The sequence below is a fragment of the Halobacteriovorax sp. JY17 genome, assembly GCF_002753895.1.
GTDB lineage: Bacteria > Bdellovibrionota > Bacteriovoracia > Bacteriovoracales > Bacteriovoracaceae > Halobacteriovorax.
Window position 1 is genome coordinate 472,792 of record NZ_NJER01000001.1, and the last position, 26,656, is coordinate 499,447.

Genomic DNA, 26,656 nt, shown 5'->3' on the forward strand with positions numbered 1-26,656 from the left:
TATTAAACGAAGGAGTTTATATGAATAAATTTGATTCAATAGTTACTGGCTCTCTGGATATTGCTCAATCGGAAGCTCTAAAAAGAAAGCATACCTCCTTAAGTGCTGTGCATCTTCTATGGGGGCTTATAACTAATCCACAAACATTCTCTAAGAGAGAATTGTCTAAACATAAGAAAGACATTTCTAAGCTCTTAGATGAGCTTCCTACGGTTTCAAATCCTATTGCCTTAGATCAGCTTAGACCGGACGCGAAACTTAGTGAGTGGCTGACCTACGCGTCTAGCGATGCTGTTCAAAGTGGAAGGGAATCTGTTACTGAAAAAGATCTCTTGAAGTTTCTCCCTAAAATTTTTCCTGAGTTAAATATTAACTACGATTCTTTTTCAAATAATGAAGAGGAGAGTGAGGTTCCAAGCTTTCTCATTAATCTCAACGAGCTTGCAGAGCAAGGAAAGTTAGATCCTGTTATCGGGAGAACTAAAGAGATTAGAGCTGTTATGGAAATTCTTGGGAGAAGGTCTAAGAATAACCCTATTCTGGTTGGTCCTGCAGGAGTTGGGAAGACTGCCATTGTTGAAGGACTTGCTGAGGCCATCGTAAAGGGGAATGTTCCTGACGTTTTAGAGGGAAAGACTGTTTACTCCCTAGAGATGGGATCTCTAATGGCCGGAACAAAATTTAGAGGAGAGTTTGAAGAAAGACTACAAGGTCTAATTAAATTCTTAAAAGAAAAGGCCGGCGAGTGCATTCTCTTTATTGATGAAATTCATCAATTGGTTGGTGCGGGAAAAACTGATGGCGCCATGGACGCGGCTAATCTTCTAAAGCCTGCTCTTGCTAGAGGAGAACTTAACTGTATTGGGGCCACAACTGATGAGGAATACCAAAAGTATATTCTAGGGGATTCGGCACTAGATAGAAGATTTAGATCAGTTCCTGTCTATGAGCCGAGTACAGAAGATGCTGTGGAAATTCTTATGGGAGTTAGAGATAAGCTTGAAGCCCACCACGGAATAAAAATTTCAGATGAAGCCGTCTATAATTCAGTCTTTCTCTCTGATCAATATATTAAGGATAAGAATCTTCCAGATAAGGCAATTGACCTTATTGACGAATCAGCATCAGCGCTAAAGCTTTCTGCGGAGGCGATGCCTGCAAAATTAGTTGATCTTGAATCTCTCATTCGATCGAAGAAGATTTACTCTAAGTTTGAGAAGAACTCTTCTAAGGAAAAAGAACTTTCTAAAGAAATTGAAGTTCTAGAAAGAGACTTCTCAGAACAAAAATCTATTTGGGAAAGAGAAGTCTTCTCTATGAAACAAGTTTCAACTTTAAAAAGTGATTTAGAGAGATATAAATTTGAACTTGAACAAGCGGAGAGAAAACAAGACTACGAAAAAGCGTCTGAACTTAAGTACTCTGTTATTCCAGAGCTTGAAGCAGAACTAGAGAAGTGCGCTCATGAGTGGGTTCTTGGAGCAAAGGATATAGCCAATGTGATTTCCAGACAAAAAGGAATTCCTGTTGAAAAGATTTTAAAATCTAAACAAGAAAATATCTTGAAGGTGGAAGAATTTCTTAGAGCAAAAGTCTTTGGACAAGAAGAAGCTCTTCATGAAATCAGTGAAACACTCATCGCTTCTCATGCAGGACTAAGTGATCCTTCAAGACCTCTTGGATCTTTTCTCTTTATAGGCCCTTCTGGTGTAGGAAAGACTGAGACAGCGAAATCAGTCTGTGAGTATCTCTTTAATTCAGTGGATAATCTTATAAGACTTGATATGTCTGAATTCTCTGAAAAGCACTCTATCGCAAAACTTATTGGAGCGCCTCCAGGTTATGTAGGACACGATGAGGGAGGAGTTTTAACAGAAGCGGTGAGAAAGAGACCTTACTCCGTTATTCTCTTTGATGAGATAGAGAAGGCCCACCATGACTTCTCAGATATACTTCTTCAAATCTTAGATGATGGAAGGCTAACTGATAGTAAGGGAAGAACTATTGATTTTAAAAATACTATTATCATGCTGACAACAAATTCAAAGAATATTGAATCTGATTTTAAACTAGAAGTTCTTGGAAGGCTTGATGCTCACTTAACTTTTAATGAATTGAGCGAAAATGTGATGCATGAACTTGTAGCAAAACAAGTAAAGCTTTTAAATACTAGACTAAGCGAGAAAGAACTTTCAGTTAATTTAAGCCCTGAAGTGGTAGAGCAGATTGCGAAGAGAGGTTACGATCCACGTTACGGAGCACGACCACTACAGTCAGTCTTTAACCGCTTAGTGATTCGTCCTCTATCGAAACAGATACTTAGTGGAGATTTAGGTAGTGATAAAATCCAATTAAATTGGTCAGACGATTTAGAAGGACATATCACTTTTAGTTAAACTTTACAGGCGGACAGAATTTGCTAGAATTAGAGAAAAGCTAACGAGGTGAATTTTGTCCGCTGATATTATTGAACTACAGGCCGGTGAGTATTTAATTAGAGAAGGTGAAGAAAGTGCTCAAATGTACTATCTTCAAAGTGGCTCTATGGCAGTTTATAAAGTCAAGGGTGGGGCTGAACACCAGATTGGAACAATCTATTCAGGGGAGCTTGTAGGAGAAATGTCTTTCTTAGATAAAGAACCTCGAAGTGCCTCTGTTAAAGCAATTAGTGAGGCCAAGCTCTTAGTTATCCCAGTTGAAAAATTTGAAAAGTATTTTAACGACCAGCCATCTTGGTACCGAGCTCTCATACATACTCTCTTAGAGAGGCTTAGAAAGGCCAATACAAGAATTCGTGTCTAGAGTTAGTTAAACCAAATTTTATAATTTAAAAAGAGTTCATTTCTTACTTCTTCTGTGAAGCTATTTTGTTCAAGAGAAAGGTGATTAAGACCAGTGAGTTTTGTCATACTTTTTGGTATATTTTTTAATTGATTGCGATCAAGATTTATTCTCTTTAGTGAAGTCATATTTGAAATCTCTTCACTAATACTTTCAATACTATTTCCTGCGGCACTAAATTCTTCTAAATCTTTAAGAGAGTAGATCCAAAGGGGAAGGTTCTTTAGTTCATTAGAATTAAAATCGATGGTCTTTAGATGTGTACACTTTATTTGTATTTCAGGGATAAGCTCTATTTTTGAATTCTTTACCTTGAGACGCTCTAGGTTTTCTAATTGTAAAATAAAATTTGGAAAGATTTTTAATTCTGGACAATTGGCAATGAAAATTTTTAGGTGTTTCGTCTCTTCGATAATGTCGGGAAACTCTTCCATAGAGCCTCCCATTACTTCTAGTCCATCATAATTTTCTAAATCACTTAGCTTATCAATTGGAAATTCTCTTTCTCCTTTTCTTAATTTAATAAGCTTCGTGGCCATTAAAATTCCTTCTTCTCTTTCTTTTTAAGAAGAATTGGCATAGCACTCATTTTATATCTCTTAGAGAGGATTTGGAAAATACTTGTCTTGGCATTTAAGTTAATTCCATCAGTATTCTTGTAGACCTGTCCATCAGCACCAATATACGTTCCTGAGGACGATCCTCCTAGGCCATTGCTGCCATTATTAGAGGAGTTTCTACGTTGCTCATTCTCTCTCATTCTATTTATAGCAGAGAGATCAATATCAGCTTCACTTACATCATCTGACTCAAGTCCGTTGAAGTCTAGTTCGTTAATATTGAAACTATCTCCTTTCTTCTTTCCTTTCTTGTCTCCAGCTGCTCCAGAGTTTGCTAGGAGGCCTTGATTTTGACCAGTAGTCGAAGAGCTTCCTTTCGCATTGGCATCATCAGCACTTCCATCTTTGTTCTTCTCTTCATCGCTTTCATTTTTATTTCTATCATTAAATCTACTTAGAGAATTACTATTCGATGAATCACTATTTAATCCACTATTAGAGTCTGAAGAACTTCCATTCTTACTCTTTGTGATTTTTGCTCCACTCTTAGAATTAAAGCTCTTAGAATTCTTTGAATTCTCTCCACTATTTGGAGTGGTGATTTTAAAAGAAGTTAATTTCTTTCTAATATCCGTGAGAGCACTACTTGAGTCTGACATTTTTCCAAACGAGTTCTTTCCTCCTTCTGAATCTCCCTTAGCAAATGAATTCGCTCCATCAATGAGAAATTGAGAATTAGTTGAAAGATCTCCCGCAGAGAAAGATCCAAATTGAGGCATATTAAAACTAGTACAAGTATTAGCGGATTTACAAGCACAAGATTCATCTATACTCATCTCTCCATCACCAGAACCTGTCATACAAACATTTGGATTTCTCTTTATTGTCATGGCCGCATCTGTAATACCGGCGCTGACCTCCATGGCTTCTCTCGCTCTTTTTAGAAGTTCTGCGTATTTATTATTGATGGCCCGAACACTCGCAAGACCTTGAGTATTAAACTCGATATTTTGAGTCAGCATATCGACAACTGATTTTAAATAAGCTGCTCTTGTCTCTGGAAGTGGGAAGCCTGTTTGTTCGATGAGCTTTCCATAAACCTCAGGAGAGTTCTTCTGCATATACTTTCTAAATCCAAGCATCATTGGCTGATTTGGATAGAGGTGCTCAATAGTTACAGGGCTCTTTCTTAAGTTTACTTTTAAAGAAGCATTATAAGTTTGTAATCTCCAAGCTCCAACTTTCATATTCAAGTATTGAGCGAAGCTTCCAGACTGATCGTGAAGACCAATTCCACTTTCAAGATTTACTGCGAGAACTTTTGGAAACATCACCTCTGTAAGTTTGTCTCCAATACTTTCTGAACTATCTTTTAGATAGAGTCCCACTCTTTGTAGAAGCCCTAGCATTTCTACTTTGCTTGGAATTCTCTCATCGTAGGCGAGGGATTGATTGGCGCCTTGGAGATTTCTTATCCACTCAATAGTTGTGGCTATCTTTGATTTAGAATCAAGTTCCGGGTGGGTGACCTGTGCTGTCACCTGTTGCATAATCCTAGATTTTGGATAAATAAGAGGAATAGTTGAAGGTCTATTTAACATTTCAAAATTCGCATCTTCTCCAGGGTAGTTACACATCATATGCGTGTGAATTCTCGCTTCTTGTAATTCTTTTTTCCACTTGGCTATATCTTGATTTGCTTTCGCCAAGTCTTTTCGGTACATGGCAAGTAGGGCGATGGCCGCAACAAGAGCTGCTGCTCTACAACCACAACAACCTGGACAGGTACTATTTATCGCCACAAGAATTGCGATAATTGCTAAGTAGATTGTAATAGAACTTTGGGCCTTCTTCTTTTCTGCTTCTGCTTTTGCTAATTGAGCTTCAGCGGCAGCAACAAGTGAAGCTTTTGAAGTCACTTCCATTAAGGCCGCAGCGTGGGCCGACATAAATAATTTTAAGGCATCTTGTTGAGAACTAATTTTTGTCTCTGTGAACTCCGCTAACTTTCTATAAAGAGCGGCCATTCTTTCGATGGAAGCATATTGCTCATCTTCGTCGTCTGAAGCCACATTATCATTTTCAAAGAGTCCATCTTGACCGTCATCAGTTTTACAATTTGCAGTGGCATTATCTACTTTTAAATTTTGAAATTGTGGGTACTTCTTTCTATTGCTTGGCTGGGCCTGATCAGCTTTAATCGCTTCAAGAGAAACACATTTTAAAATACATTCTTTTGCAACCTTCGTGTAATCACTTGTGGTGTTTAGGTGGTTGGCAATATATGTTGCAGTTGCAGCTTTAAAGAGTGGGTAGGCACGAGACTTGACTCTAGAGAAATCTGCACACTTTAAATTTGTCATACCTGCTGAGGCCATAGAGAGAATTTCTAGGTTTGAGATCGTGTTTCTTCCTTTTTGAGTAGACTCATCTGGAGCGCCTTTGGCCCTTTCAAAAATAAGAAAGTCTGCGTTGTGCTCTGACTCTCTTTGTACTTCTGAAATTCTCTGTTCCGCTATTCTTAAATTTTCTTCGGCCGAATCTTCTTGGCTTTGGATTTTAGAAATAAGATCACGGTATTGCTTCTCTTGAATTCCTGCTTGAACTCGAGCTTTACCAACTGCTTTATCAGCATCTTTTACGGAGCCTGCACCATCGGTTAGAGCATTATGTCTGATCTCTGCTTTGAGTCTGTATTTTCTTGTTTGCAATTGTTGTAGAATAGAACTTTCTTTAAAGTGCTCTGCTCTAAGCATATTGAGTTTTGATCTATCGGCAGAACTTAGAAAAGATGGGTTATTACGATTTTGAAGAGAGCTTATTTGATTTTGAATTGAATCAACCTTTGCTTGTTGAGCGCTGATTTTTCCATCAATTTCTCTTCTTTCTTTTTCAAGAGCTTCTTGCTTTTCGATATTATTTGATTGCCCCGGCTCTTGAAGACCAATTCCTCCTGTCGCCTGATTCAAAGCAGAGCTACCACCATCTAGCGCACTTCCCTTTGCTTCAATTCCAGTAAAGACTTGATCAATTTCATTAAATCCTTGAGACATTAAGTTATTTCTATATTCTCTTTGAGCATCTCTATTATCTTCGGCAGCATTAAACCCTGTCTCACACTTTGATAAATTTCCATCCACTGCATTTAAGGCATCATTTCTCTGGTGGGCCTGCTGATTACTCTTTACCTGTGACTCTTGCTTATTATCTACTGTCGCACTTTCCACCGTTGATTGAGCGTAGATTGAGCCAATGTCATAGAGGAAGAGACTCCAGCAAATGGTGAGAGTGAGTAAGTCTTTTATGAGGATAAATTTTGACGCTTTCATAAGCAGTTCCAGTAAATAAGTTTATATACTTCTATTCTACGAACTTTAAGAATTTTATCCAATGGGAAATATCGGATTATTCAGCAGTTAGCAGATAGTTTTATATAATTACAGTAGTTTAGAGTCATGTTCTTAGGCCACTCATTATGAAAAATTCTAAAAATGCTAGCCTTGAGAAGTTGGCAGCGTTATGGAGCAGATAGTGGCAAAGTGAGTTATATTTTTACTTTTTCCAATTACAATATAAACTAATGGAAATTATATTAAAGTTTGGAGTTTATATGAAAGTCTTATTTGTTTTACTTATCTCATTTTCCGCTATGGCCGTTGATTGTGGCAAAGAAATAGAGAAGCTCTGTGCAAATAATAAGAGCGACTTTGGAAAGTGTGTAAAAGAGAAAATGTCTGAACTTCCTGCTCAGTGTAGAACTGAAGTAAGTGGCTTTGCAAATATGGCACAAGATCTTGGTAACGGCTGTATGGATGATTTGATGAAGTTCTGTCCAATCAATATGGGAGAGGTTAATGAATCTCTTGAGACAGCATCTTTAAAGCAAGCAGAATGCTTGAAGAAGAATAAGAGCAAATTCTCAGCAAAGTGTAATGCTGTTTTAAATAAACTCTCAAATGCTCTGGGTGGAAGTATTGAAGAAGGCGCGTCTTTAAAGAAGATTCGCTAATTTTATTTTACCTATAAGTAACGAAGAAATTGATTCTGTTTATCGACTAGGATGCACTTCGGCTCTATTGGCTTATCGCTAAATTGAAATCCAATGATAATGACTTCTTCACCTTTTTTGATGAGGTGAGCGGCTGCTCCGTTAATACAAATTTCTCCAGAGCGTGGTGTTCCTTTTATAACGTAAGTTTCTAGGCGTGCGCCTGATGTATTGGAGACAATGAGAACTTTCTGACCAGGCCATAAGTCTATCTTCTCTAGAAGGTCTGAGTCGATAGTAACACTACCAACATAAGAGATATCTGCTTCAGTGATAATGGCCTTATGAATTTTAGATTGCAGTAATTCCCGCATTTTCTCTCCACTTAAAGTCTTCTATCGAAAACCCATTGAGTTTTAATACTTTTGAGACAATCTTCCAAGATTTTTTTGAGAATTTGTTAAAATTTTCAAGGCCTTATGTGAGACAAGACCTTGAAATCTTAATTTTTAGTTAAAGAAGTTCGCTTGAATCTGTTATTCCTAAGAAGTAGAGAATACTAGTCATTGGACCATGACTCATATGCTGCTCAGCTTCTTTTCTCACCACTTCTTTGGCGTGAAAGGCGATCCCAAGTCCTGCTGTTGCGAGCATTGGAAGATCGTTGGCCCCGTCTCCAATGGCCACCACTTGTTCAAGAGAGATATTCTCTTGTTGAGCAATGAGTTTTACTAAGAGGGCCTTTTGTTCGGCGTTGATTATTGTTCCAAGGACCTTACCAGTAAGTTTTCCGCCGACTATTTCAAGCTCGTTAGCAAAGGCGTAGTCGAGGCCTAGTTTTTCTTTTAAAGCATTGGCAAAGAAAGTAAATCCACCTGAAATGACGGCGACTTTATAACCTAGCATTTTTATGGTGTGGATGAAATCTTCTACACCCTGTGTGAGAGGAAGCTTGTCTAGTATATCTTGCATCTTTGAAGCTTCAAGACCTTCAAGCTTTGAAACTCTTTGAATTAAGCTTTCGTTGAAATTTATTTCCCCGTTCATGGCGGCTTCAGTAATCTCTCTTACTTCTTCACCAACTCCACAGGCGTCCGCGAGCTCGTCGATAACTTCGGTTTGAATAAGAGTTGAATCCATATCAAAGACGATGAGTCTCTTACTTCTTCTAAAGATATCATCTTTTAAGAAGGCCACATCGACTTTATGTCCATTAGAAGTTTTTAGAAGCTCTGCTTTCACTCCTTGGTAGTTAAGACCTACTGGAACCTGCGTTGAAATTTCAAGGGACTTAAATGCGTTTGGAGAAACTTTATCGATACGCTTAATATTTATTCCGTGTCCAGAAAGAATAGTTGCGATATCACACATGAAAGCCGCGCTAATTGGCTCAACACTAACGCAATTTAAAATAAATTTCTCAGTCTTATCTGACTTAGATTTAGGCTCAACAACTTTATAGTCGAGAGTGAGATTTAAATTATTGGCAGCAAAGAGAAGATCTTTTAAGACGTGGTCGTGTTCGTTATTTTCTTCACTAATATTAATAACAAAACTAAGAGACAGCAGTCCGTGTGTAACTGATTGACCCATATCTAGGAGAGAGTTATTAGTTGCTTTGATAATACTCATTAGCTCAGAGGTAATCCCAGGATGATCGGGACCGCTGACTTTGATTAGGACATCTTTTCCATTTAATTTCTGTGGCATTATTCTTCCTTTGGCAAACCCTGAAATGCTTCGGCTTCTTTGGCGCTTAACTTTTCTTTTGTCTTTAAGGCCTTCGCTTCATTTCTGGCGTTCTTTAATTTCTTCATTGTATTAAACGAGTAAAAACAAGCTGAGTAAAGAGAGAGAATGGAGGCAATGTAAATAAAAGCCGTTCCAAGCTCTGGAAAGGGAATTCCAAAAGGATAGTCATAGGCAAAGAGCATCGGAATGGAAACCATTTGTAGTGCAGTCTTCCATTTTCCTGAATTATCAACAGGGACCTTGAAACCTTTTTCCATGGCGAGTAGCCTAAGAGCAGTGATGTAGATTTCTCTTAGAACAAGAATGATCACCAGAAGGGCAGGCATTCTTCCAAGGGCCTGTAAAAGAATGAGTGAGCTCACCACGAGAAATTTATCAGCAATAGGATCTAGAAAAGATCCAAAGACGGTAACGATTCCACGTTTTCTGGCAATATGGCCATCAAAGAAATCAGTAATCGAGGCCGCGACGAATATCCATGCAGCGAAATATCCCAAGTGATAGTGATACCCTCTGAAAGCTTCAATATCTGTTGTGATAAGAAGTATTGAAGTGACAATAAGTGGGATGAGGAGAACTCTAAAAATAGTTAATCTATTTGGTAGGTTATCAATATCCCATTCTGTATTATTTGAGTCCATAAAAGACGTCCTTAAACTTTAGTTTTACTTGATTATGCGCCTAGTATTTAGATATTTAAACCAGAAATATCCTTTTTTTCGATAATAATTACGCTTATCTCTGACTAAGGGCGATGTTTTCCACCTTATAAAAATAATTAGAGCGAGATAGAATTATTTGTGTATATGAAGGAGAATTCATGGATAGACATTTAAACCTAATTAAAACGGATTTTGAGCAAACAGAAAAGAGGATCTTTCCAAGATTTCCTTTTAATTACCTAACTTTTAAAAATTCTGGTAATGAACAATTTGTGTTTGAAATTAAAGATATTTCTTTTACTGGAATGCAGCTCTCTCTTAAAGATGGTGGCCATTCTTTTACTTCTGATTCTGATATCAGCGGAATTCTTCACTGGCAAAAGGCTTCGCTGGAAGCTACGGGAAAAGTTAAGTGGGTAAGTGGGAAGAGAATCGGTGTTGAGTTTCATGTAGATGATTCTTTTGATTCTAGAGTTAGGGAATTTCTCTCCATAGATAATATGATCGATAGTCTTCGTCCAATTCACGAATTTTCTGCGGGTGTAGAGATGCCTGCTAATTTGAAATATTGGCTTCGCGCAGATGGACCATTTGAAGTATTCGTATGGAGGCATAATGACGGAGAACTTGCTCGCTTTCAATTTCTTATGATGGAGAGATTTGTTGAGTGGGAAGATGGTGTTGGTGTGAAAACTGGCCGAATTCTTAGTAAGAGAGACCTAGATACTCCACTCTTTACTGAGGATGAACTTGTTTTTAGTGTGGATGAGGGTGTTAATAGTGACGCAATTAATTTTGCTCAAGATATTTTAGATAATATTGGGCCTGAGTTTCTCCCTGAAGAAGCGAGAGACTTTCTTAAAATGAAATTAAATTCTTAAGTCATTTAATAGGAGTACCGCGTGATTAATCATTCGGTATCTCCTCTAATTTTTCGTCAATAACTTCCACTATCTCTTCATCTTCTATGAGTAAGCTGCGCTTAAAATTTTCAAGTTGATATTGATGGACGAGATATTTTCCACTTCTTGAATCAATAATTTCGTAACGAGTTAAAGAATTGACTTCAAATTTATCTTGTAAATTGCGAATGGTCTGAACTTTATTTGTCTCTAAGTCGATTACTTTAAGTTGATTTTCTTTACTGTAATTGTGAAGCGTTACTAAAACTTTTCTCTTATCTGCATGAAGATATTTAATCTTCATTGGAGCTTCATCAATATGAAAACTTTCTTTCTTCATTTGATCTTTAGAGTCGTAGATATCTATTGTGACTCTCTTGTCTAGGGTGGCCTTTACGCTGACTAAGTAATCTCCTGTTATAGATGCAAAACCTGTTCGCCGAGTTTCTGAAGTGAGCATATAGAGATTTGAAATATAGTCATTAAGTTGACTTTGATTTGGATATTTATCAATGAGTAAACTTTTAGATTTTAGGTCTACAACTCTTAGTTCTGCCTCGGCCCAGCTCTTCTTGCAAAGATAGGCAATGGACTCGTTGAAGAGTATTGCGTCGCTAATACCTGCTTGGAAGCCATTCCAATTTGGTTCTGAGCGATTTGTTAAAGGGCCTATGCTTATTCCCGATTTTAACTCAAGACCTTTCTTTAAATAAACTTCTTCACCTCTATCTCCACAAGCTAATGTGACTAAGGTATCTTCCTCTAGTACTCTAGGCCCTTTTGTTAGATCGACTTGGTTCTCTTGGAGTAAGTATTGCTTTTCTTCAATCTCGTCTTGGATTTTTCTTTGTTCGTCTTTATTTAAACGAAGGGCCCTTCTGTGGCTGATTGGGTGGCGAGAATTTTGAGCTAAGGTTGTTGATATCTCGAGTTGAAGAGTAGAGTAGTTTCTCTGTTGCTCATCTGTAGGATTGTAAGTACTCCCTTGGAGAGAGCGACTTGTAACGGCTTCAAGAACTTCCGTTAACTTTTCAATAATTTCATCGAGTGGGAGTGTTCCTAGGCGCTGTAATAATCCTTTTAGGTTTTCAGGGTCTGATGGGAACTCTGACAATATCCAATTAAAAAACTTCTCAGAGACCGTAAGTATTCTTTCATTTCTCTGCTCTATTGCTGCTTCTGAATAATTTAATTTCAATTCACTTAAGTTGAATCGCTCTTCTAAGGTTCTCATTGAAGTGACTCTAATTTTACTAGACAGAAACTCCTCTGCTTCCTTAGTTGTTAAGTAAATCGCATTATTTTCTATGCTCTCCTGAGTATTAAGGTAGTTCTTAGGAAGTTCAAAGAATAATTTATCCCAATCTTTTACACTTGGAGTATTGTAGCTATCTTCATTTTCATCTTGAGATAGAACACCTGGATCTAATAGAAGAAATATATCTTTCTTTGATAGGTAATTCTCAGAATTAATCTTGAGTAAGACCTTCGCTTGATATGGGTAGATCTTTCTTCTTTCTTTGTTTTGAATAATAACTTCTACAGACTCTTTCTCACCGTATGGAGTGATACATGCTTTATTTAATTGCTCATTGTGTTGCCACTTGAGATGACTCTTTATTAGAGGAGATCCCATGAAGTTTGTAAGCTCCATTCTAAAGTCGTAATTAAAAGACATGCTATCTTCTACTCGGTCCATGAAGTCCAAGCAAGATAGCGTTTTTACCTGACCAGAGTCCGAAAAGCTAAAACCCATTGAGTTAAAGCAGGAGAGCACTAAGAATATTGTGATTAAATTTTTCATAAGCTAAAAATAGCAGATAATCGAAGCGTTATTAGGAGACTATGGAATAAATTTAAGGAGTGTCATTATTTTATACACTTTACTTTTTGGTGGCTTGTGCGCGGCGTCTTGGAAAGCTCTTATAATCTGCACACAAAATCTTTTCAGTTGATGTTAAAAATCTTATACTTCTAATAATATCTATTATTTAAACTAATAATTTATTATTAGAGGAGCTCATAGGCATGAACAGAAATTTAGCGCTTGAATTTGTAAGAGTAACGGAAATGGCAGCAATCGCATCGGCAAGATGGATGGGTCGTGGAGACGAGAAAGCTGCAGATCAAGCGGCAGTAGATGCTATGAGACAAATGCTAGATTCTGTAGAATGTCGTGCAACTGTTGTTATTGGAGAGGGTGAGAGAGACGAAGCTCCTATGCTTTATATCGGTGAAAAAGTTGGTTCTGGAAATGGACCAGAGCTCGATATTGCTCTTGATCCACTAGAGGGAACAACTGTTTGTGCTACAGGTGGTTATAACTCTATTTCAGTTATGGCCATTGCTGAGAAAGGGAAGTTTTTAAATGCTCCCGATACTTATATGAAGAAGATTGCTGTAGGTAGGGAAGGAAGAGGAATCGTTGATATTAACGAGACTGCGACTGAGAACTTAAAGAGATTAGCGGAAGCTAAGAAGTGTCGTATCCAAGATTTAACAGCAGTTATACTTGATAGAGAAAGACATTATGACCTAATTGAAGAAGTGAGAACAACTGGAGCTCGTATACAGTTAATCGGAGACGGTGATGTCGCCGCTTCAATTGCTTGTTGTAATCCAAACTCAGGAAACGATATCTTATTTGGAACAGGTGGAGCGCCAGAAGGTGTTATTTCTGCTGCAGCACTAAGATGCATGGGGGGAGAGTTCCAAGGTATCCTGCAACCAAGAAATGAAGAAGAAATTCTTAGAGCGAAAGCAATGGGAGTTGATGATATTAATAAAGTATTCTCAATTGAAGAACTTGCAAGTGGGCACGTAATGTTCGTAGCAACAGGTGTGACTACAGGAAATTTCCTAGATGGTGTACAATTTACTCCATGGGGAGCAAGAACTCATTCAATCGTAATGAGAAGTAAGTCAGGGACTATTAGAAATATCTCTGCAGAGCACCACTTTGATACTAAACCGCGCTATTAATAAAGGATGATCAATGGCAAGTGTAAGTCGTACAGAAACTTTTGATGTTGAAATTGAAAAACTCTACAGTGTAATCGTAGATTATAATTCATACCCTGATTTTGTAGACGGTGTGAGTAGTATAAAAGTTCTAGAGCAAACAGATGCCGGGGCTAGAGTAGAGTATGGATTAAATCTTATTAAGAAATTTAAATATATTTTAAACCTTACTCATCAGAGTCCTACTTCAGTTTCATGGGAATTTGAAAGTGGTGATCTCTTTAAAAAGAATAATGGTTCGTGGGAATTAGTTGACCTTGGAAATGGACAAACTGAAGTGACATATTCTTTAGATGTTGATGTTAAAGGTTTTGTTCCAAAATCTATTATTAGTAAACTCACAGATAGCTCACTTCCTGCGATGATGAAGTCGTATAGAGAAAGAGCAGCGTCTAACTAAGAGAGGTAATTATGTCTTCAAAGAATGAAAAAGATTCTCCTCTAGGTGATGTGATAAAGAAAGTTGTCTCTATTGGTGTTGGGGCAGCTTTTATGACTGAAGATACGGTAAAGAACCTCTTAGGTGACTTGCCTTTGCCAAAAGATATTATCTCCGGTCTTGTTCAAAACGCGAAGTCAGCAAAAGAAGATTTTTCAAATTCTGTTCGAGAAGAAATTTCTCAACATTTAAATAAAGTTGATCCAAAGAAAGTGATTGCCGAAGTCCTAGACGGATATGATATTGAAGTGAACGCAAAGTTCTCTTTTAAGAAAAAGGCTAAGCAAGAGAATGAATAGAGAAGATCTTCTTAGTGCTCGCTTTAAAGAACTCAATACAAAAATTCAGACGATTAAAAGTGAAGGTCATGAACCGCGCGTTGTCGCAGTTACAAAGTATAGTCCAGTTGATGATATTTTCATTTCTCATGACTTAGGTCATGAGGATTTTGGAGAAAATAGAGTTTTGGATCTACAAGAGAAGGCCGAAGAATTCGTTAAGAGAGGGATCTCTGACGTGAATTGGCACTTCATTGGTAATCTTCAATCTAATAAAATAAATAGGCTCTTAAAAATTCCAAACTTAAAGTATATCCATTCAATCGACTCTTTATCAATTCTGCAGTCGCTCCTTTCAAAGGAAGATCAATTTAGAGGAGATAGGCTCGGACTCTTTCTTCAGGTTAATACTTCTGGGGAGAGTGAGAAACAGGGCTTTGCAAATTACGATACCCTGGCCGGTGCTATAAATCTCTTTCTTGATGAACACGGCTCTAGAATATATCTAGCAGGACTTATGACCATGGGAAGAATTAGGACCGAAAATATTGAAGAAGATGCAAGAAAGTGTTTTAAGAAACTTAAGAGATATAAGAAGCGTCTTGAAGATGACTTTGGAGTCTATGATCTGAAGCTCTCTATGGGAATGAGTGGTGATTTTGAAATTGCTCTAGAAGAAGGAAGTGACTTTATTAGAGTTGGTTCCGTTCTCTACAAGAGTCATGTGGATGTATAGTGAATTACTTTGACTCGATTCAATATTCTAAGGAGTCATCGCCTGAAGTGGTAGAGGAATCGGAGTTTATCGAATGCTCGTTTCAAGGATTAGACTTATCGGAAGAGTCGTTGACTAGCTCATTGTTATCTACAGTATCTAATTATTGGAAGTCTCTCTTCTAACTATTCGTATTTACTATAATTCTTGCTATGTAATATCTAACTTACTGGTTTTATAGGTTTGACATGGGTAGCTATTTCTAGTTACAACAGGGAAATAAAACTACTTTAAAAATTCTAGCAATGCCTGGAGGAAGAGATGTCACAAAATACAGAAAGAAAAGTTCCTGAATTAAGCTTACTAAGTTATGTGAATGGGACAACTGCTGATCAAGTTAAATTCGTTGATGATATTATGATTGGGCTTAAAGATTATGGATTTATTGTTTTAAAAGATCACACTGTGGATCAGTCAAAAGTAGATAAGGCCTATGAGTACTTAAGCGAATTCTATGCACTTCCTTCTGAGATTAAGAAAAAGTACTCAGGCGATAACGGCGGACAACGTGGATATACTCCTTTTAAAGTTGAGCATGCAAAGAATAATGACAATCCAGATTTAAAAGAATTCTGGCATGTTGGGCGTGAGCTTGCAGCAACTTCTCAGTATAAAGGTGTCTATCCTGAAAATGTTTGGCCAACAGAGATTCCTGAGTTTAAAGAAACATTTCTACAACTCTATAACTCTATGGATACTACTTCCGCAATTTTACTTGAAGCAATTGGACGTGGACTTGATGTTCCTGCAAATTTCTTCAATGAAATGATTAATGACGGTAATTCAATCCTAAGAGCAATTCACTATCCACCAACTAAAGGTGAAGATACGAAGAATTCAATTAGAGCAGCAGCTCACGAGGATATTAATTTAATTACAATGCTAGTTGGAGCAACGGAGTCGGGGCTTGAGCTTCTAGATCACGATGGGACTTGGCTAGCAGTTGATTCAAAGCCTGGAGAAATTGTTGTTGATACCGGGGACATGATGAGCAGACTTACTAACGATGTTCTTCCTGCAACTACTCACAGAGTTGTAAATCCAACAAATGATGGTTCTAGAAGATTCTCTATGCCTTACTTTGTTCACCCACACTCAAAAGCGAATCTCTCTTGCTTATCAAGCTGTGTTGGAACTGGAGCGAAGTACGAAGATATTACAGCTGGAGACTTCCTAGTTCAGAGATTGAAAGAAATTGGTCTTTATTAGTAATAACTTCAGATAGTTAGAGGGTGTACAAGTTCTTTACACCCTCTGTAACAATTCCACTTACTAAGTAATTATTTCTATTTACCTCTAAAATTACATAATTAAACTTTAGAGGTAAATGTGAACTTTGATATCTACGATGAGCAGAAATTAGCTCGCCAATTACAAATTCAAAAGAAGAAGGCCTGGGATATTGAAACCGATATTAACTGGTCTCAGGGAATTGATCTTAGTAAATCATTCCTACCTTTAAATAATGTAAATACTCTCTTTAAAAATGCAACACCTGAGCAGCTTCGAGTTATTTCGCAATTGATGGGACTCATTGTCGCTTCGACGATTTCTCAGCTTGAAAATGTTGCTTATAGATTAAAGGTTCCTGTTTGGGAAAACTTTCTAAGAAAGCATCCAGTAAACCCAGAGCTATTAGAACTCGGTGAACAGTTCTTTGAAGAAGAAAAGAAGCATTCAAGGGCCTTTAATAAGTATATTGATCTCTTTGCTAGTGAAGTAAATATTGATCCAGTGGATTTAAAGAGATTTCTTCCAAAGGCACATAACACTGCTATTGAAAAAATTTATACACTCAATTCTAAAGTTGGTGGCATGGCCATGTGGTGGCTAATTTCTGCGGTAGAAGAAGAGTCAATCCTCTTCTATCACTTACTAAATGAAGTAAAGGAAAACGTTGATCCACTTTACTATAATTTACACCGCTGTCATTTTGAAGAAGAAGTAAGGCATAAGAGCTATGCTCATATGATGTTAGAAGTGTATAACGAATTTGTGAATACTCCTTCGTCTTACGTCTTTAAGAAAGTAGATTTTATTCTAGCAGAAGTTCTAAATATGACTTGGACTTTTTCTCAGCTCTTAAAAGTTAAGGAGCTTAAAAAGTATAAGAATCACCATGAATTCTTCAATACTCTAAGTAGTTGTATGGATTTATTAGAAGGTAAGTCTCAACTAGATATCTTGTCGGCGCTCTTTCATTCAACGCCGTATATTTCTCATACGATCCATCTTTCAGAGCATGGGCATATAAGAGAATTATTAAAGAGATATAATACTAGTAAATTGCCACTTCCTAACTCTAGGATTGGGGAGATTCTATGTACTGTATAGATTCTAAGTTTAGAAACGGGAAAGACATTTACTTCATTAATGAATGCTATGATGAAGACCGAGATATTATTCTTATGGTACATGGTTTTCCTGATGACGCTTTTGGTTTTTCTGCTCAAATTGAGAGCTTGAAAGATAGATTTAATATCATTGCTCCATTCATGCACAGTGTGCTCAATGGCGAAAGCACAAGTACTGAGAGAATAGCTCCTCGGGAGCTTATTCATGATGTTCTCTTTCTCTTAAAGGAAGTGAATCCAACTGGTGAGAAGAGAGTTTTTCTCATGGGACATGATCTAGGATGCTTTACTTGTACAGCAATTGCTCAAATATCTCCTCATCAAATAAAGGGAATCGTCCATATTAATGGGTTAGGACTTCAGCAATTCTATAATAGAAGATTTAGCTTAAAGCAGTGGATGAAGTCTTCATATGTTCTATTCGCTCAATTTAATTTAGTAAGGCTCATTGTTTCTAAGTTCTTTCCGAAGCAATTTTTAAATATCATTTATAAATTATCTTATGTAGAAAAAGAGAATGACCTTTATAAGAAAGATAAGAAAGTCTTCTCTTCTATCTATGTTTACAAGTATCTCTTTAAGAAAACGCTAGGACTTATTGGTTCACCAACAGTGAAGCTATCTGTACCGACACTATTTTTATGGGGTAATAGAGATAACTTCTTAGAAATTCCAACACTAGATGAAGTTGATAAATTCTATGATAGCGCGCAGGTGAGAGTTCTTCCTGGAGGGCATTGGATTCATCACTGTGCCAGCGAGAAAGTAAATAGAATCTTGCAAAACTGGAAAGGATTTAGTTATGAATAAGTTTAAAAGAGATGAGTACTATCTATTAAGATATTCTATAATTCACTGTCTAGTCTTTCTTAGTTTATCAGCTTTACTATTTAATCTTAAGGGAATAGATCTTAGCTTTGATTTACAAATGGTGGATGGATTACTAGTTATTGGGGGACTCTTTCTTTGTGGACTTCCGTCAGGTCTATTACATAATTGCGCTCACCGAAATGTTGGAGCGAGATGGTTTAATGACTTAGTTGGAGAGTTCCTAGGAACAGTAATGCTCTATGGTTATAGAGGATTTTCTCTGGGACATATGTTTCACCATAAATTTCCTGATAACCCAAAGTTCGATCCACATCCTCCAAGAGGATATTCATTCTTAAGATTTGTGGTTTCTCCAATAGAGGCCACTCTTATAATTATTGAGAGGGCCTATTATGAAACTTTTGGAGAGAATAAGAAGTCAAAGACGATTTTACAGACTTCAAGATTAGTCTTTAATATTTCAATTCTCTTGAAGTTATCTTTTTGGTTCTTACTTTTTGGGGCAAAGGTATTTACACTTTTCTATCTAGTTCTCTATATTTCAAATATCTTTGTATTTGCTCATATTAACTTTGCTACACATATTGAAAATGAGAATGGAGATTCAGAAATTGTTAACTTAAATCATAATCTCTACTATAAAGCCGTAAATAGGATTTCCCTTGGCGGATACTTTCATAAGAATCATCACTTAAAACCTAGGGCGTTTAACCCGGCTAAGATAGAATTTAAAGAGAGTAAGAGCTTAGTTACTTATTGTCCTCCAATAGATCTAAAGACCCCAAAGAGAGGGCCTCTCCTATCGTTTACTTTTGTTAATGGTCTTGAAACTCTAACGCAGAAACTTAATTTGGATTAATTATGAATAAGTATAGAAAAGATAGAAATTACTTCTTAAATTACTTTAATGCCAATATTCTCGTTTTTGGCCTCTTAAATATTTTCTTAATTCTATTTAAGAAGGGATTATTTGAAAATAATTTTGCAATTGAATTTCTTTTCGTCATTCCTCTTGGACTAGTCTTTGGTCTTGTGATTGCGACAGCTTTTCATAATGCTAGTCATGGTAATATTAAACCAAGAGTTCTCAACACAATTATTGGAGAATTTTGTGGGGCCTTCACTCTTGATGGAATGAGAAATTTTAAGGTGGGCCATATGCTTCACCATATTCATGCAGATGATCTAGAGCTTGATCCTCATCCTCCACACGGTCTCACTTTCTTTGAGTTTATTAAACTTTCTAAAGATAGAACAATTCAAGTTCTAATTAAAGAATACTATAAGCATCACGGAGAAACGGAAGAGTCTAAGAGTAATATTAAACTTCAAATTCTCTCTTATAAAGTTGGCGTTGCCTTAAAAATACTTTTTTGGTTTGCTCTCTTTGGTCCAGCTCTCTTTGTGACTTTCTATATTCCTTCTTTTATGAGCTACTTTTTTGGTTTTGCTCACTTAAATTATATTTCTCATGGAAATGATGAAGAAGGTGAAGGCGAAATTTTAAATCATGATGGGGGAGTCTTCTTTAGCGTGATGAATATGTTAACTTCAGGTGGTTACTATCATAAGAATCATCATAAGTATCCAGGTCTCTATAACCCTTCAAGATTGGATAAATTAAAATCTAATGCCAACAGAGAACTTAGAATTTACAATCCCAGTTGATTGCTCGTCTCCTGTTGTAAATTCTTCATTGGCAACAATATTTTCAATTTGAAGCTCAGCTATAAAAGCGTAAGATGCCTTATCTGGCGCAGTTTCATACCCAAGTCTAAAGTAGGGAAGAAGTGTGGCAGAGCCTGATTTTGTACTATCTCCAACTTCTGTTGATGATTTTCCAATACCAGCTCCAAGACCTGCGTAGATATGACTTCTCGTATTTCTAATCTGATTGAAGTGATAAGTCACATCTCCTATGAGAAAATTTCTAGTCGAGGGAATTGATCTCTCTGGGTTAACACCTTTAGCAGTATCACTATCAAATCTTACACCGCCTCCAAATTCTAGATGCCTATTAATTCTTTTAGAGTAAGTGGCTTCAAGGTGGATTGATGTTCTAGATTCGAGTGATTCTGCTTGAACTTCTGAAGTTGATTGCGAGAGAGAAATACCCCAGGATGCCCTTAAGTTGACATAACCTCTCACAATATTTCTTAGATAGCTGTCCTCTTGTTTCTTCTCGACCTCTCTTAATTTAGAGAGTGCGACCTCACTCCAAATTCTTTCAAGAGAAGATGTGTAAGTGACAATTTCATTTATTTTAAATGGAACAGTGGCTTCCTTATCGATAAGACTCCAAAGAGAGTAGTATCTAGTCACTTCAGTTGCTCTGGCCGTAAAGGAAATATCTACAGTAGAGAAGAGTGAAATTTGACCTTTGGAAATTCCATAATCTCTTCCTTTTCTAATAACAAATGTCTTCTTTGTATTTGAAACTGATTGGACGATAACCAAATTCTCATTGGCCAGGGCCCATGAGCTAGAGAAAAATAAGAAAATTACGATTAAATATTTATTCATTAATTATATTGTAAGGTTGAAGTAGTAATTGATCAATTAGGTAATGCGTACCTTCTTTTTCTAAATGCCATATAAAGTAGGCAAAATGACGCCTCTAAGCGGAGTTCTTTTCTCGGTTATTTGTGAGCATCCCCTTAGAAATGCAGTAATTTCCACACAATTTTATAAAGTTATCTTTATATGCCTCAGAATTAGAGATAGGAGAGATTTTCTTAAAGATTAACCTTTAAGTTTCGATAAGTTGGTTAGAGTAATGGGAAGAGTATGACAAAGTATTGGTTCAAAATTCTTTTACCACTTTTTGTTCTAGGCCTTCTTTCTTCATGCGTTGGAGAAAAAAAGGGAAAGAATCCAAAATGTGCAACGGGAACAGCTTTTGATAAGCTGAGCCAGAAGTGCGTTAATTTTGGTAAGGCCCCTACTTCGACTCTTGATGTTGTTAATCTCTCTGAAGATGATCCAATTACAACTTTTACTTTAAAATATACAGATGACAACAATGACGATGCTTCAAGTTGTCAGGTTTTTGATAGTGAGTCTGATATCGAATTAAGATCTCCGCTTTTGTCGACGATTTATGCAGATGTTGATGCATTGGTGAGTGAAGTTGCAAAGTGTGCAAATCATATCAATGCTATGACTTTTCCTGTAGAGAGTGCAAACTCTTTATCTCTTCTTGCTTTATTAGAAACTGCTCGAGATGGAGTAAAATCAACGGATATTACTACTAGTATGGTAGCAGCTCTTAACCTCTTTGTGACAAGAGTGACTAACCTTGCTAATTACTGCCAGTCCCTTTCAAGTCTACCAACCTCTCAATTCTACGGGGAATCAGCAGTAAACGAATTAATTGAAGTTTCAAAGAAGAAGGAGTGGATTGAGAATAGATGTTATTGCGCAGGAGGCGTATGTTCTTCTGAAATTGTTCTTGGGAAAAACCTAAGCGGCTCTTACGGCGTATCATATAATATTTCAGATGGAGTAGATGGAACCTCTCTAACAAAGCAACTTGGTATTAACGTAGTGGCGGTCAATGATAGTCCTATAGCTAAAGATTTCTATGTAACTGGTAATGAGAGCACCACAGTATCTGCTGCGCCAATTTCTTTTATTATCCCAGCAGCGAGAGATGTAGAAGATGATCTTTCTCCGTTCTTTAGTTACCAGCTTGTTACTGCTCCTACAAACGGAGTTATTTCTGGTTGTGCTCTTGCAAATGATGGATCTTTAAGCACTGATAGAACTTGTATTTATACTCCTAATGACAATGACGCAGGAGTAGTTACTGCTGTTGGTAAAGAAAATACATTAACAATTCCAACTTCGGCAGCAAATAATAATTTAATTTTCACTTCAAACGTTATTGGCCCTCAGGGTAATGACATTGATATTAAACTCTCTCAACATCCTCTTCTTCAAACTGGTAGTAATGTTAAAGTTGAAGTAGTAGGTCGAGCGGTGACTGTTTATATTGAAGATAATGTCACTTTGATTAATGACATTATTACCGCAGTAAACAACGATATAGAAGCATCATCAATTGTGACAGCTTCTGCAACTAATGGAATTAACGAAGCTATGGGAACTACTGCTAGTAGTGACATGACTTCTGGTGGAGTAGCTGCTTTTGACAACTTTACTTACAAAGTAAGTGATGGACAGTCGTTGAGTCAGAATATCGGGATCATTACGCTAGATGTATTTTTACAAGATGACCCTCCTGTCGCAGGAACAGTTCCAGCGGCTTCCTTAATATTTAATGAAGACACTACTCAAACGGTTAGGCTTTCTGTTACTGATTCTGAAGGTGATACCGCAACGGCCTGTAGCGTGACTCCTACAAACGCTAATATAGTAGTTAGTACTCCTTGTTTGTGTCCTGCGGGCGAACTTTATTGTGATGTAGGCTTAACTCCTGCAGAAAACTTTGTAGGAACGGCTCTATTTAACTGGACTATTACAACTACGGGGACGGCAGGTCCTCAGGCGTCTATAAGTAAATTATCTCCTGTAACCGTTAATAGTGTTAATGATGCTCCATTTGCTAAGAGTGTTGCTGTTGATTTAGGTGCAGAGTCTAGTACTGCAACCCCTGATTCTTATATTTTTAATTTATCCGATAGTGGTGCTTCTCTTGGAGTTGATCTTGATGGGGATGCTCTAAATTATGAACTCACAAGCGCTCTTGGTGGAGCAACTTTGACGGGATGTATTTCTGGAACAGTCCTTCTTCCTGGAGCAAATTGTTCTTACACTCCTGCTGATGGAAATATGAACGGGGTTGCTACAAAGGCAACTAATACTTATGTTGTTGGCGGTGGAAGTATTGTTTTTGAAGCTCTTCACGCTGGAGAGAATATGAATGGTGTAGATATCATTATTCAGGACTCTGTCATTGCTGATAGTTTAGGAACATTTGTTTCTGTTGATAGTAATTCTGCTACAGATATTAATGTTAATGTCTTTATAAATTTAGGTGTAACAACTCTTGCCGATATTTCAGCCGCAATTCTAGCGGATCCTTATGCAGGACAATTAATCGCGACTCCAACAGTGGTCCTGGGAACTACTCTTGCTACTGCTGGAACAATTACATTAGCAGGAGCTGTGAATGCTACAGATATTTTAGAATACAAAGTTACAGACTCTACTGGTGCTATTGCATATGGTTCAGTTCATTTAAATTTAACAGTAACAGATGACTCACCAGTTGTTTGCCCTTATTCTGACTTTGTTGACGCTCCTGAGTGTGGTCTTGCTGGATGTCTTGGAACTACAACTCCAGTTTCTAATATTAAACCAAAGAGTATCGGTGTTCTCTATTATGATAAGGGATCAGCTGTTTGTTATAGAAGTACAGGTATTTCTTCAACTAATGATTGGGAAATTATCACTGACTTCACAAGTATTATTGAAAAGAAAGTCGTCAATCAAAATGGTTATGTTGAAATAGATAATATTAGAATTGATGAGGGGGGAGCAGATACTGTTGAAGATGCAGATACTATCTCTATTAAAGACATCACAATTGCTGATGGTGGAATGGGACTAATTCCTAGAAAGTCCGCCAATATTCAAGTCTTCTATGATGGAGCTTCTGTTGCCCTCGCTCCGGCCGTTCCTGGAGTAGGTGTTCCTATGACTGGAACTCTTCCTGACGGTGCCGCTAGTTCAGATGAACTGCCAGTTAAAGTAAAAATCATTCCAAGTGATGGGGTTACTGGGACTGCTGTTGTAACAATTACTTTTACTGATGGTGTGAACGATGTGGATCTCGCCATTCCTGTTGAGATTACTGATGTCGCCGTTCAACATAAGGGATGGGCGAATATCGTGGCAATGGGTCCTAAGGTCGATAAGAGTGGAAATGTAAAAGATGCTAATTATGTTTGTAATTATAGTGAAACAAAGTGCGATAGTGGAGAGTCTTGTTCTGGTGTAAGCGTTCCTACTGCCAATATTTCCGCCGACGAAGTAAACGCTATCTACTACGAACAACCATCTGTTGCTAAGCCTAATGGGCAGTGCTACTACGCAAGTGCAACGGGAAATTCAAACTGGATTCCTTTCAATTCATATTGTAACATGACGGCTAGCTACTACGATTCAGCTTGTTCAACTGCAACTTGCTTAGATAGTGCAGCACCTGCTGATGAACCAGAGAATCTTAACACATTCTTTACAGACCTTCAGTACGATAGTGTTAATCAAATTGCACAGACGACTTGCTATAGATCTATTGGTAGAGCTCTTCCTTCTGGAGCAGCTCTAAGCCCAGCTCAAATTGCAAACTCCTGGCAAGAGTATAAAGGGACAGGATCAGTTGAGCTCCGTTGGAATACAATGCTCTTAACAGGGACGGGAACAATTAGTGGTTTTAATATTTTCAGAAGACTTTCTCTTGAAGAGTTTGATTACAAGAGACCAATTAATAAGAACCTAGTTACAGCTTTTACAAATCAGTATATTGATAATAGTTCTAATTCTAAATTAGGACCTGTTCCAGATACTGTTTATTTTTATGAAGTTGTTCCTGTTGTTTCGACAGGTACGCCTGCGCAAAATGTTCAAATTAGATCTTCTGACTTTGATAAAATTGTTCTAAGAGTATTAGTACCTGGACAAAATAAAGTTCTTGTTCCAAGAGATATCGTAAATATCACTCAATGTGGTAAGTTGTTAGACTCTTCGGGGTCTGGAAGTACCTACGAGTATGACTCAGGACTTCAAACCTTTACTTGTCCATACGAAGGTCCTGGAGATACTGGAGCAGTTTCTGGTTCAACTATTTATGACTTTGGCAGAGATCTTATTGTAGATAGATTTGAAGCAGGCTGTCCATACACTAAGAGTAATGAAGCGATTGAAGCTTGTCCTACAGGGTTAACAAATGTTGCAACTAGTGGAAGCTGTATTGGAACTGTTGATCCAACTGTAGCTGATGGCGGAGGGGCGATCACTTTTGGAACTCCTGCTAATCAAGTCTACTATAATAGAACCAGTGGAAAATGCTTTCAGCACGATGGGGCGACGTGGAATGAATTTAATACATTAAGTCCTGCGAGACTTGCAACTCTTGTAGATAGATATGCAAATGCTGAGTTACCTCCTGTTGTTTTCTCTTCCCAGGATACAGCAAATAATTTCTGTGCAGAAGCTTCGACTAAAGCAATTCTTGGAGTTTGTAATGTTGGGGGAACATTCTCAATTGATGGAGCCACGGGAAGATGTTCAGATTCCACAGGGGGCGCATATGAGAATTATAATAATATAGTAGGACGACTACCTTCTAGAAAAGAGCAGGTTGCTTATTCTGACTGGGACTTAACTCAAATATCTGACTCTGTTGCAAGCACAAGAGAGGGTGGACTTTCATTAAACTCTAATTCAAAGTGTAATACGAGTTCTGCTAACGGTCTGGAAACATTCTATACCGATAGTGTGACTCCTATTTCAAATACACTCTTTACTTTACCGGGGACTCTTTCAAGTCCAATTCGTTCTCTTATGACAGGTTCTGCAAAGACAGCTCTTTGTTCTTCTAAGTATGGAGTTCAAGATTCAGTTGGGAATGTAACAGAGTGGTCTAGTGATAGATTCTACTGTGATAGTTTTAATTGTGGAGGACTCTTCACTGGAGACATTGGTTATATTGGAAACGGAGACGATGACTTCTCTCCAGCTGATGGAAATACAACTAACTTCTCAAGGTATGTCTTCAATGGTGTTACTGGTCCTTGTATTGATACTGATGTTGATGGGACTTGTGATGGATTCTTATCAACGTGGATCTTTGATCAAAAGTCTAACGGAGCTTCAAGGTTCTTTACTCCAATGGGGCTTCCTGCAGTGACGAATTATATATCAGATAATCCTGGTGAGTTTATTAATTTTTTCTTTGAGCAAATTGGTATATCGAGTGGTATTACTTCGACAAAACTACATGATGATACGATTGTAGTAAATCAAGAGCGCTTAGATGTGACTAATAATCCTACTAATACGGATGGCCTTGCTGGAGTTGTAACTGGTGGTAGTTTTCTATCTAGTAATGGTGCGGGAACGTATCATCTAGAAATGATTGCCAATGATGACCCAGCGTATAATACACGTGTTGATGTTGGCTTTAGATGTGTATTCCCTGTGTCGGCCACTAATTACGTTGAGTAGTTGACTAAATCCCTTCTTTGACGGACTTATTTCTTATCCATTTACCTAGTAATGAAATCT

General features: G+C 37.4%; 21 protein-coding genes. 14 read left to right on the forward strand and 7 right to left on the reverse strand.

Going from position 1 to position 26,656, the window contains the following annotated elements; translation table 11 throughout:
- The first annotated feature begins 20 nt into the window (after window positions 1-20).
- Window positions 21-2,396 carry an AAA family ATPase gene (locus tag CES88_RS02185; RefSeq protein WP_290730302.1) on the forward strand — a complete coding sequence of 792 codons (2,376 nt, stop codon included), beginning with the start codon at window positions 21-23 and terminating at the stop codon, window positions 2,394-2,396.
- Window positions 2,397-2,451: 55 nt separating this feature from the next.
- Window positions 2,452-2,802: a cyclic nucleotide-binding domain-containing protein gene (locus CES88_RS02190; protein ID WP_290730305.1), complete on the forward strand. Its 351-nt coding sequence runs from the start codon at window positions 2,452-2,454 to the stop codon at window positions 2,800-2,802.
- 2 nt (window positions 2,803-2,804) lie between these two features.
- Here the strand turns inward: CES88_RS02190 and CES88_RS02195 are convergent, their stop codons facing one another.
- Window positions 2,805-3,380, reverse strand: a complete 576-nt coding sequence (locus CES88_RS02195) for a hypothetical protein (protein WP_290730308.1) — start codon at window positions 3,378-3,380, stop codon at window positions 2,805-2,807.
- Window positions 3,380-6,730: a hypothetical protein gene (locus tag CES88_RS02200; protein ID WP_290730311.1), complete on the reverse strand. Its 3,351-nt coding sequence runs from the start codon at window positions 6,728-6,730 to the stop codon at window positions 3,380-3,382. The genes CES88_RS02195 and CES88_RS02200 overlap by 1 nt, the downstream gene beginning before the upstream one ends.
- A gap of 281 nt (window positions 6,731-7,011) precedes the next feature.
- Between CES88_RS02200 and CES88_RS02205 the strand changes: the two genes are divergently transcribed.
- On the forward strand, window positions 7,012-7,410 hold the full coding sequence (locus tag CES88_RS02205) for a hypothetical protein (protein ID WP_290730314.1): 399 nt from the start codon (window positions 7,012-7,014) through the stop codon (window positions 7,408-7,410).
- A gap of 11 nt (window positions 7,411-7,421) precedes the next feature.
- Here the strand turns inward: CES88_RS02205 and panD are convergent, their stop codons facing one another.
- The 3 genes from panD to pgsA form a co-directional block, all read right to left on the reverse strand.
- Window positions 7,422-7,763 (reverse strand): aspartate 1-decarboxylase, encoded by a 342-nt coding sequence (gene panD / locus CES88_RS02210; RefSeq protein WP_290730317.1) that lies wholly within the window; start codon window positions 7,761-7,763, stop codon window positions 7,422-7,424.
- Window positions 7,764-7,902: 139 nt separating this feature from the next.
- The gene (serB, locus tag CES88_RS02215; RefSeq protein WP_290730320.1) at window positions 7,903-9,099 is read right to left on the reverse strand and encodes a phosphoserine phosphatase SerB; all 1,197 of its coding nucleotides are present in this window, start codon (window positions 9,097-9,099) and stop codon (window positions 7,903-7,905) included.
- Window positions 9,099-9,782, reverse strand: a complete 684-nt coding sequence (gene pgsA, locus CES88_RS02220; RefSeq protein WP_290730323.1) for a CDP-diacylglycerol--glycerol-3-phosphate 3-phosphatidyltransferase — start codon at window positions 9,780-9,782, stop codon at window positions 9,099-9,101. Before pgsA ends, serB begins: the two co-directional genes overlap by 1 nt.
- A 179-nt stretch (window positions 9,783-9,961) precedes the next feature.
- On the opposite strand from pgsA, the gene CES88_RS02225 reads away from it, so the two are divergent.
- Complete coding sequence (locus CES88_RS02225) at window positions 9,962-10,684, forward strand: PilZ domain-containing protein (RefSeq protein WP_290730326.1); 723 nt, start codon at window positions 9,962-9,964, stop codon at window positions 10,682-10,684.
- 25 nt (window positions 10,685-10,709) lie between these two features.
- On the opposite strand, the gene CES88_RS02230 is transcribed toward CES88_RS02225, so the two are convergent.
- Complete coding sequence (locus CES88_RS02230) at window positions 10,710-12,509, reverse strand: hypothetical protein (protein WP_290730328.1); 1,800 nt, start codon at window positions 12,507-12,509, stop codon at window positions 10,710-10,712.
- Window positions 12,510-12,733: 224 nt separating this feature from the next.
- Here CES88_RS02230 and glpX point away from each other — a divergent pair, with 224 nt between their 5' ends.
- From glpX to CES88_RS02275, 9 genes are all read left to right on the forward strand, one after another.
- Entirely contained in the window at window positions 12,734-13,687 is a 954-nt protein-coding gene (glpX, locus tag CES88_RS02235; protein WP_290730332.1) for a class II fructose-bisphosphatase, read from the forward strand.
- A gap of 13 nt (window positions 13,688-13,700) precedes the next feature.
- The gene (locus CES88_RS02240) at window positions 13,701-14,126 is read left to right on the forward strand and encodes an SRPBCC family protein (protein WP_290730335.1); all 426 of its coding nucleotides are present in this window, start codon (window positions 13,701-13,703) and stop codon (window positions 14,124-14,126) included.
- Between the two features lie 11 nt (window positions 14,127-14,137).
- Window positions 14,138-14,464: a hypothetical protein gene (locus CES88_RS02245; protein ID WP_290730338.1), complete on the forward strand. Its 327-nt coding sequence runs from the start codon at window positions 14,138-14,140 to the stop codon at window positions 14,462-14,464.
- Window positions 14,457-15,179: a YggS family pyridoxal phosphate-dependent enzyme gene (locus CES88_RS02250; protein ID WP_290730342.1), complete on the forward strand. Its 723-nt coding sequence runs from the start codon at window positions 14,457-14,459 to the stop codon at window positions 15,177-15,179. Before CES88_RS02245 ends, CES88_RS02250 begins: the two co-directional genes overlap by 8 nt.
- Window positions 15,180-15,479: 300 nt before the next feature.
- A complete protein-coding gene (locus CES88_RS02255; RefSeq protein WP_290730345.1) occupies window positions 15,480-16,427 on the forward strand; it encodes a 2-oxoglutarate and iron-dependent oxygenase domain-containing protein in 948 nt (315 codons plus the stop codon).
- 120 nt (window positions 16,428-16,547) lie between these two features.
- Window positions 16,548-17,552 carry a diiron oxygenase gene (locus CES88_RS02260; protein WP_290730348.1) on the forward strand — a complete coding sequence of 335 codons (1,005 nt, stop codon included), beginning with the start codon at window positions 16,548-16,550 and terminating at the stop codon, window positions 17,550-17,552.
- Window positions 17,540-18,382, forward strand: coding sequence for an alpha/beta hydrolase (locus CES88_RS02265; protein WP_290730351.1), 843 nt, complete (start codon window positions 17,540-17,542; stop codon window positions 18,380-18,382). The genes CES88_RS02260 and CES88_RS02265 overlap by 13 nt, the downstream gene beginning before the upstream one ends.
- The gene (locus tag CES88_RS02270) at window positions 18,375-19,262 is read left to right on the forward strand and encodes a fatty acid desaturase (RefSeq protein WP_290730353.1); all 888 of its coding nucleotides are present in this window, start codon (window positions 18,375-18,377) and stop codon (window positions 19,260-19,262) included. The genes CES88_RS02265 and CES88_RS02270 overlap by 8 nt, the downstream gene beginning before the upstream one ends.
- 2 nt (window positions 19,263-19,264) lie before the next feature.
- On the forward strand, window positions 19,265-20,071 hold the full coding sequence (locus CES88_RS02275) for a fatty acid desaturase (protein WP_290730355.1): 807 nt from the start codon (window positions 19,265-19,267) through the stop codon (window positions 20,069-20,071).
- Here the strand turns inward: CES88_RS02275 and CES88_RS02280 are convergent.
- Window positions 20,024-20,926, reverse strand: a complete 903-nt coding sequence (locus CES88_RS02280) for a hypothetical protein (protein WP_290730358.1) — start codon at window positions 20,924-20,926, stop codon at window positions 20,024-20,026. The two genes, CES88_RS02275 and CES88_RS02280, sit on opposite strands and share 48 nt — an antisense overlap.
- 264 nt (window positions 20,927-21,190) lie before the next feature.
- On the opposite strand from CES88_RS02280, the gene CES88_RS02285 reads away from it, so the two are divergent.
- Window positions 21,191-26,596 carry an Ig-like domain-containing protein gene (locus CES88_RS02285; RefSeq protein WP_290730361.1) on the forward strand — a complete coding sequence of 1,802 codons (5,406 nt, stop codon included), beginning with the start codon at window positions 21,191-21,193 and terminating at the stop codon, window positions 26,594-26,596.
- The last annotated feature ends 60 nt before the right edge of the window (window positions 26,597-26,656 follow it).

Coding starts and splice junctions, on each gene's coding strand:
- CES88_RS02185 (WP_290730302.1), top strand. CDS start 21: ATGAATAAATTTGATTCAATAGTTACTGGCTCTCTGGATATTGCTCAA.
- CES88_RS02195 (WP_290730308.1), bottom strand. CDS start 3,380: ATGGCCACGAAGCTTATTAAATTAAGAAAAGGAGAAAGAGAATTTCCA.
- CES88_RS02200 (WP_290730311.1), bottom strand. CDS start 6,730: ATGAAAGCGTCAAAATTTATCCTCATAAAAGACTTACTCACTCTCACC.
- CES88_RS02205 (WP_290730314.1), top strand. CDS start 7,012: ATGAAAGTCTTATTTGTTTTACTTATCTCATTTTCCGCTATGGCCGTT.
- panD (WP_290730317.1), bottom strand. CDS start 7,763: ATGCGGGAATTACTGCAATCTAAAATTCATAAGGCCATTATCACTGAA.
- serB (WP_290730320.1), bottom strand. CDS start 9,099: ATGCCACAGAAATTAAATGGAAAAGATGTCCTAATCAAAGTCAGCGGT.
- pgsA (WP_290730323.1), bottom strand. CDS start 9,782: ATGGACTCAAATAATACAGAATGGGATATTGATAACCTACCAAATAGA.
- CES88_RS02225 (WP_290730326.1), top strand. CDS start 9,962: ATGGATAGACATTTAAACCTAATTAAAACGGATTTTGAGCAAACAGAA.
- CES88_RS02230 (WP_290730328.1), bottom strand. CDS start 12,509: ATGAAAAATTTAATCACAATATTCTTAGTGCTCTCCTGCTTTAACTCA.
- glpX (WP_290730332.1), top strand. CDS start 12,734: ATGAACAGAAATTTAGCGCTTGAATTTGTAAGAGTAACGGAAATGGCA.
- CES88_RS02240 (WP_290730335.1), top strand. CDS start 13,701: ATGGCAAGTGTAAGTCGTACAGAAACTTTTGATGTTGAAATTGAAAAA.
- CES88_RS02245 (WP_290730338.1), top strand. CDS start 14,138: ATGTCTTCAAAGAATGAAAAAGATTCTCCTCTAGGTGATGTGATAAAG.
- CES88_RS02250 (WP_290730342.1), top strand. CDS start 14,457: ATGAATAGAGAAGATCTTCTTAGTGCTCGCTTTAAAGAACTCAATACA.
- CES88_RS02255 (WP_290730345.1), top strand. CDS start 15,480: ATGTCACAAAATACAGAAAGAAAAGTTCCTGAATTAAGCTTACTAAGT.
- CES88_RS02265 (WP_290730351.1), top strand. CDS start 17,540: ATGTACTGTATAGATTCTAAGTTTAGAAACGGGAAAGACATTTACTTC.
- CES88_RS02270 (WP_290730353.1), top strand. CDS start 18,375: ATGAATAAGTTTAAAAGAGATGAGTACTATCTATTAAGATATTCTATA.
- CES88_RS02275 (WP_290730355.1), top strand. CDS start 19,265: ATGAATAAGTATAGAAAAGATAGAAATTACTTCTTAAATTACTTTAAT.
- CES88_RS02280 (WP_290730358.1), bottom strand. CDS start 20,926: ATGAATAAATATTTAATCGTAATTTTCTTATTTTTCTCTAGCTCATGG.
- CES88_RS02285 (WP_290730361.1), top strand. CDS start 21,191: ATGACAAAGTATTGGTTCAAAATTCTTTTACCACTTTTTGTTCTAGGC.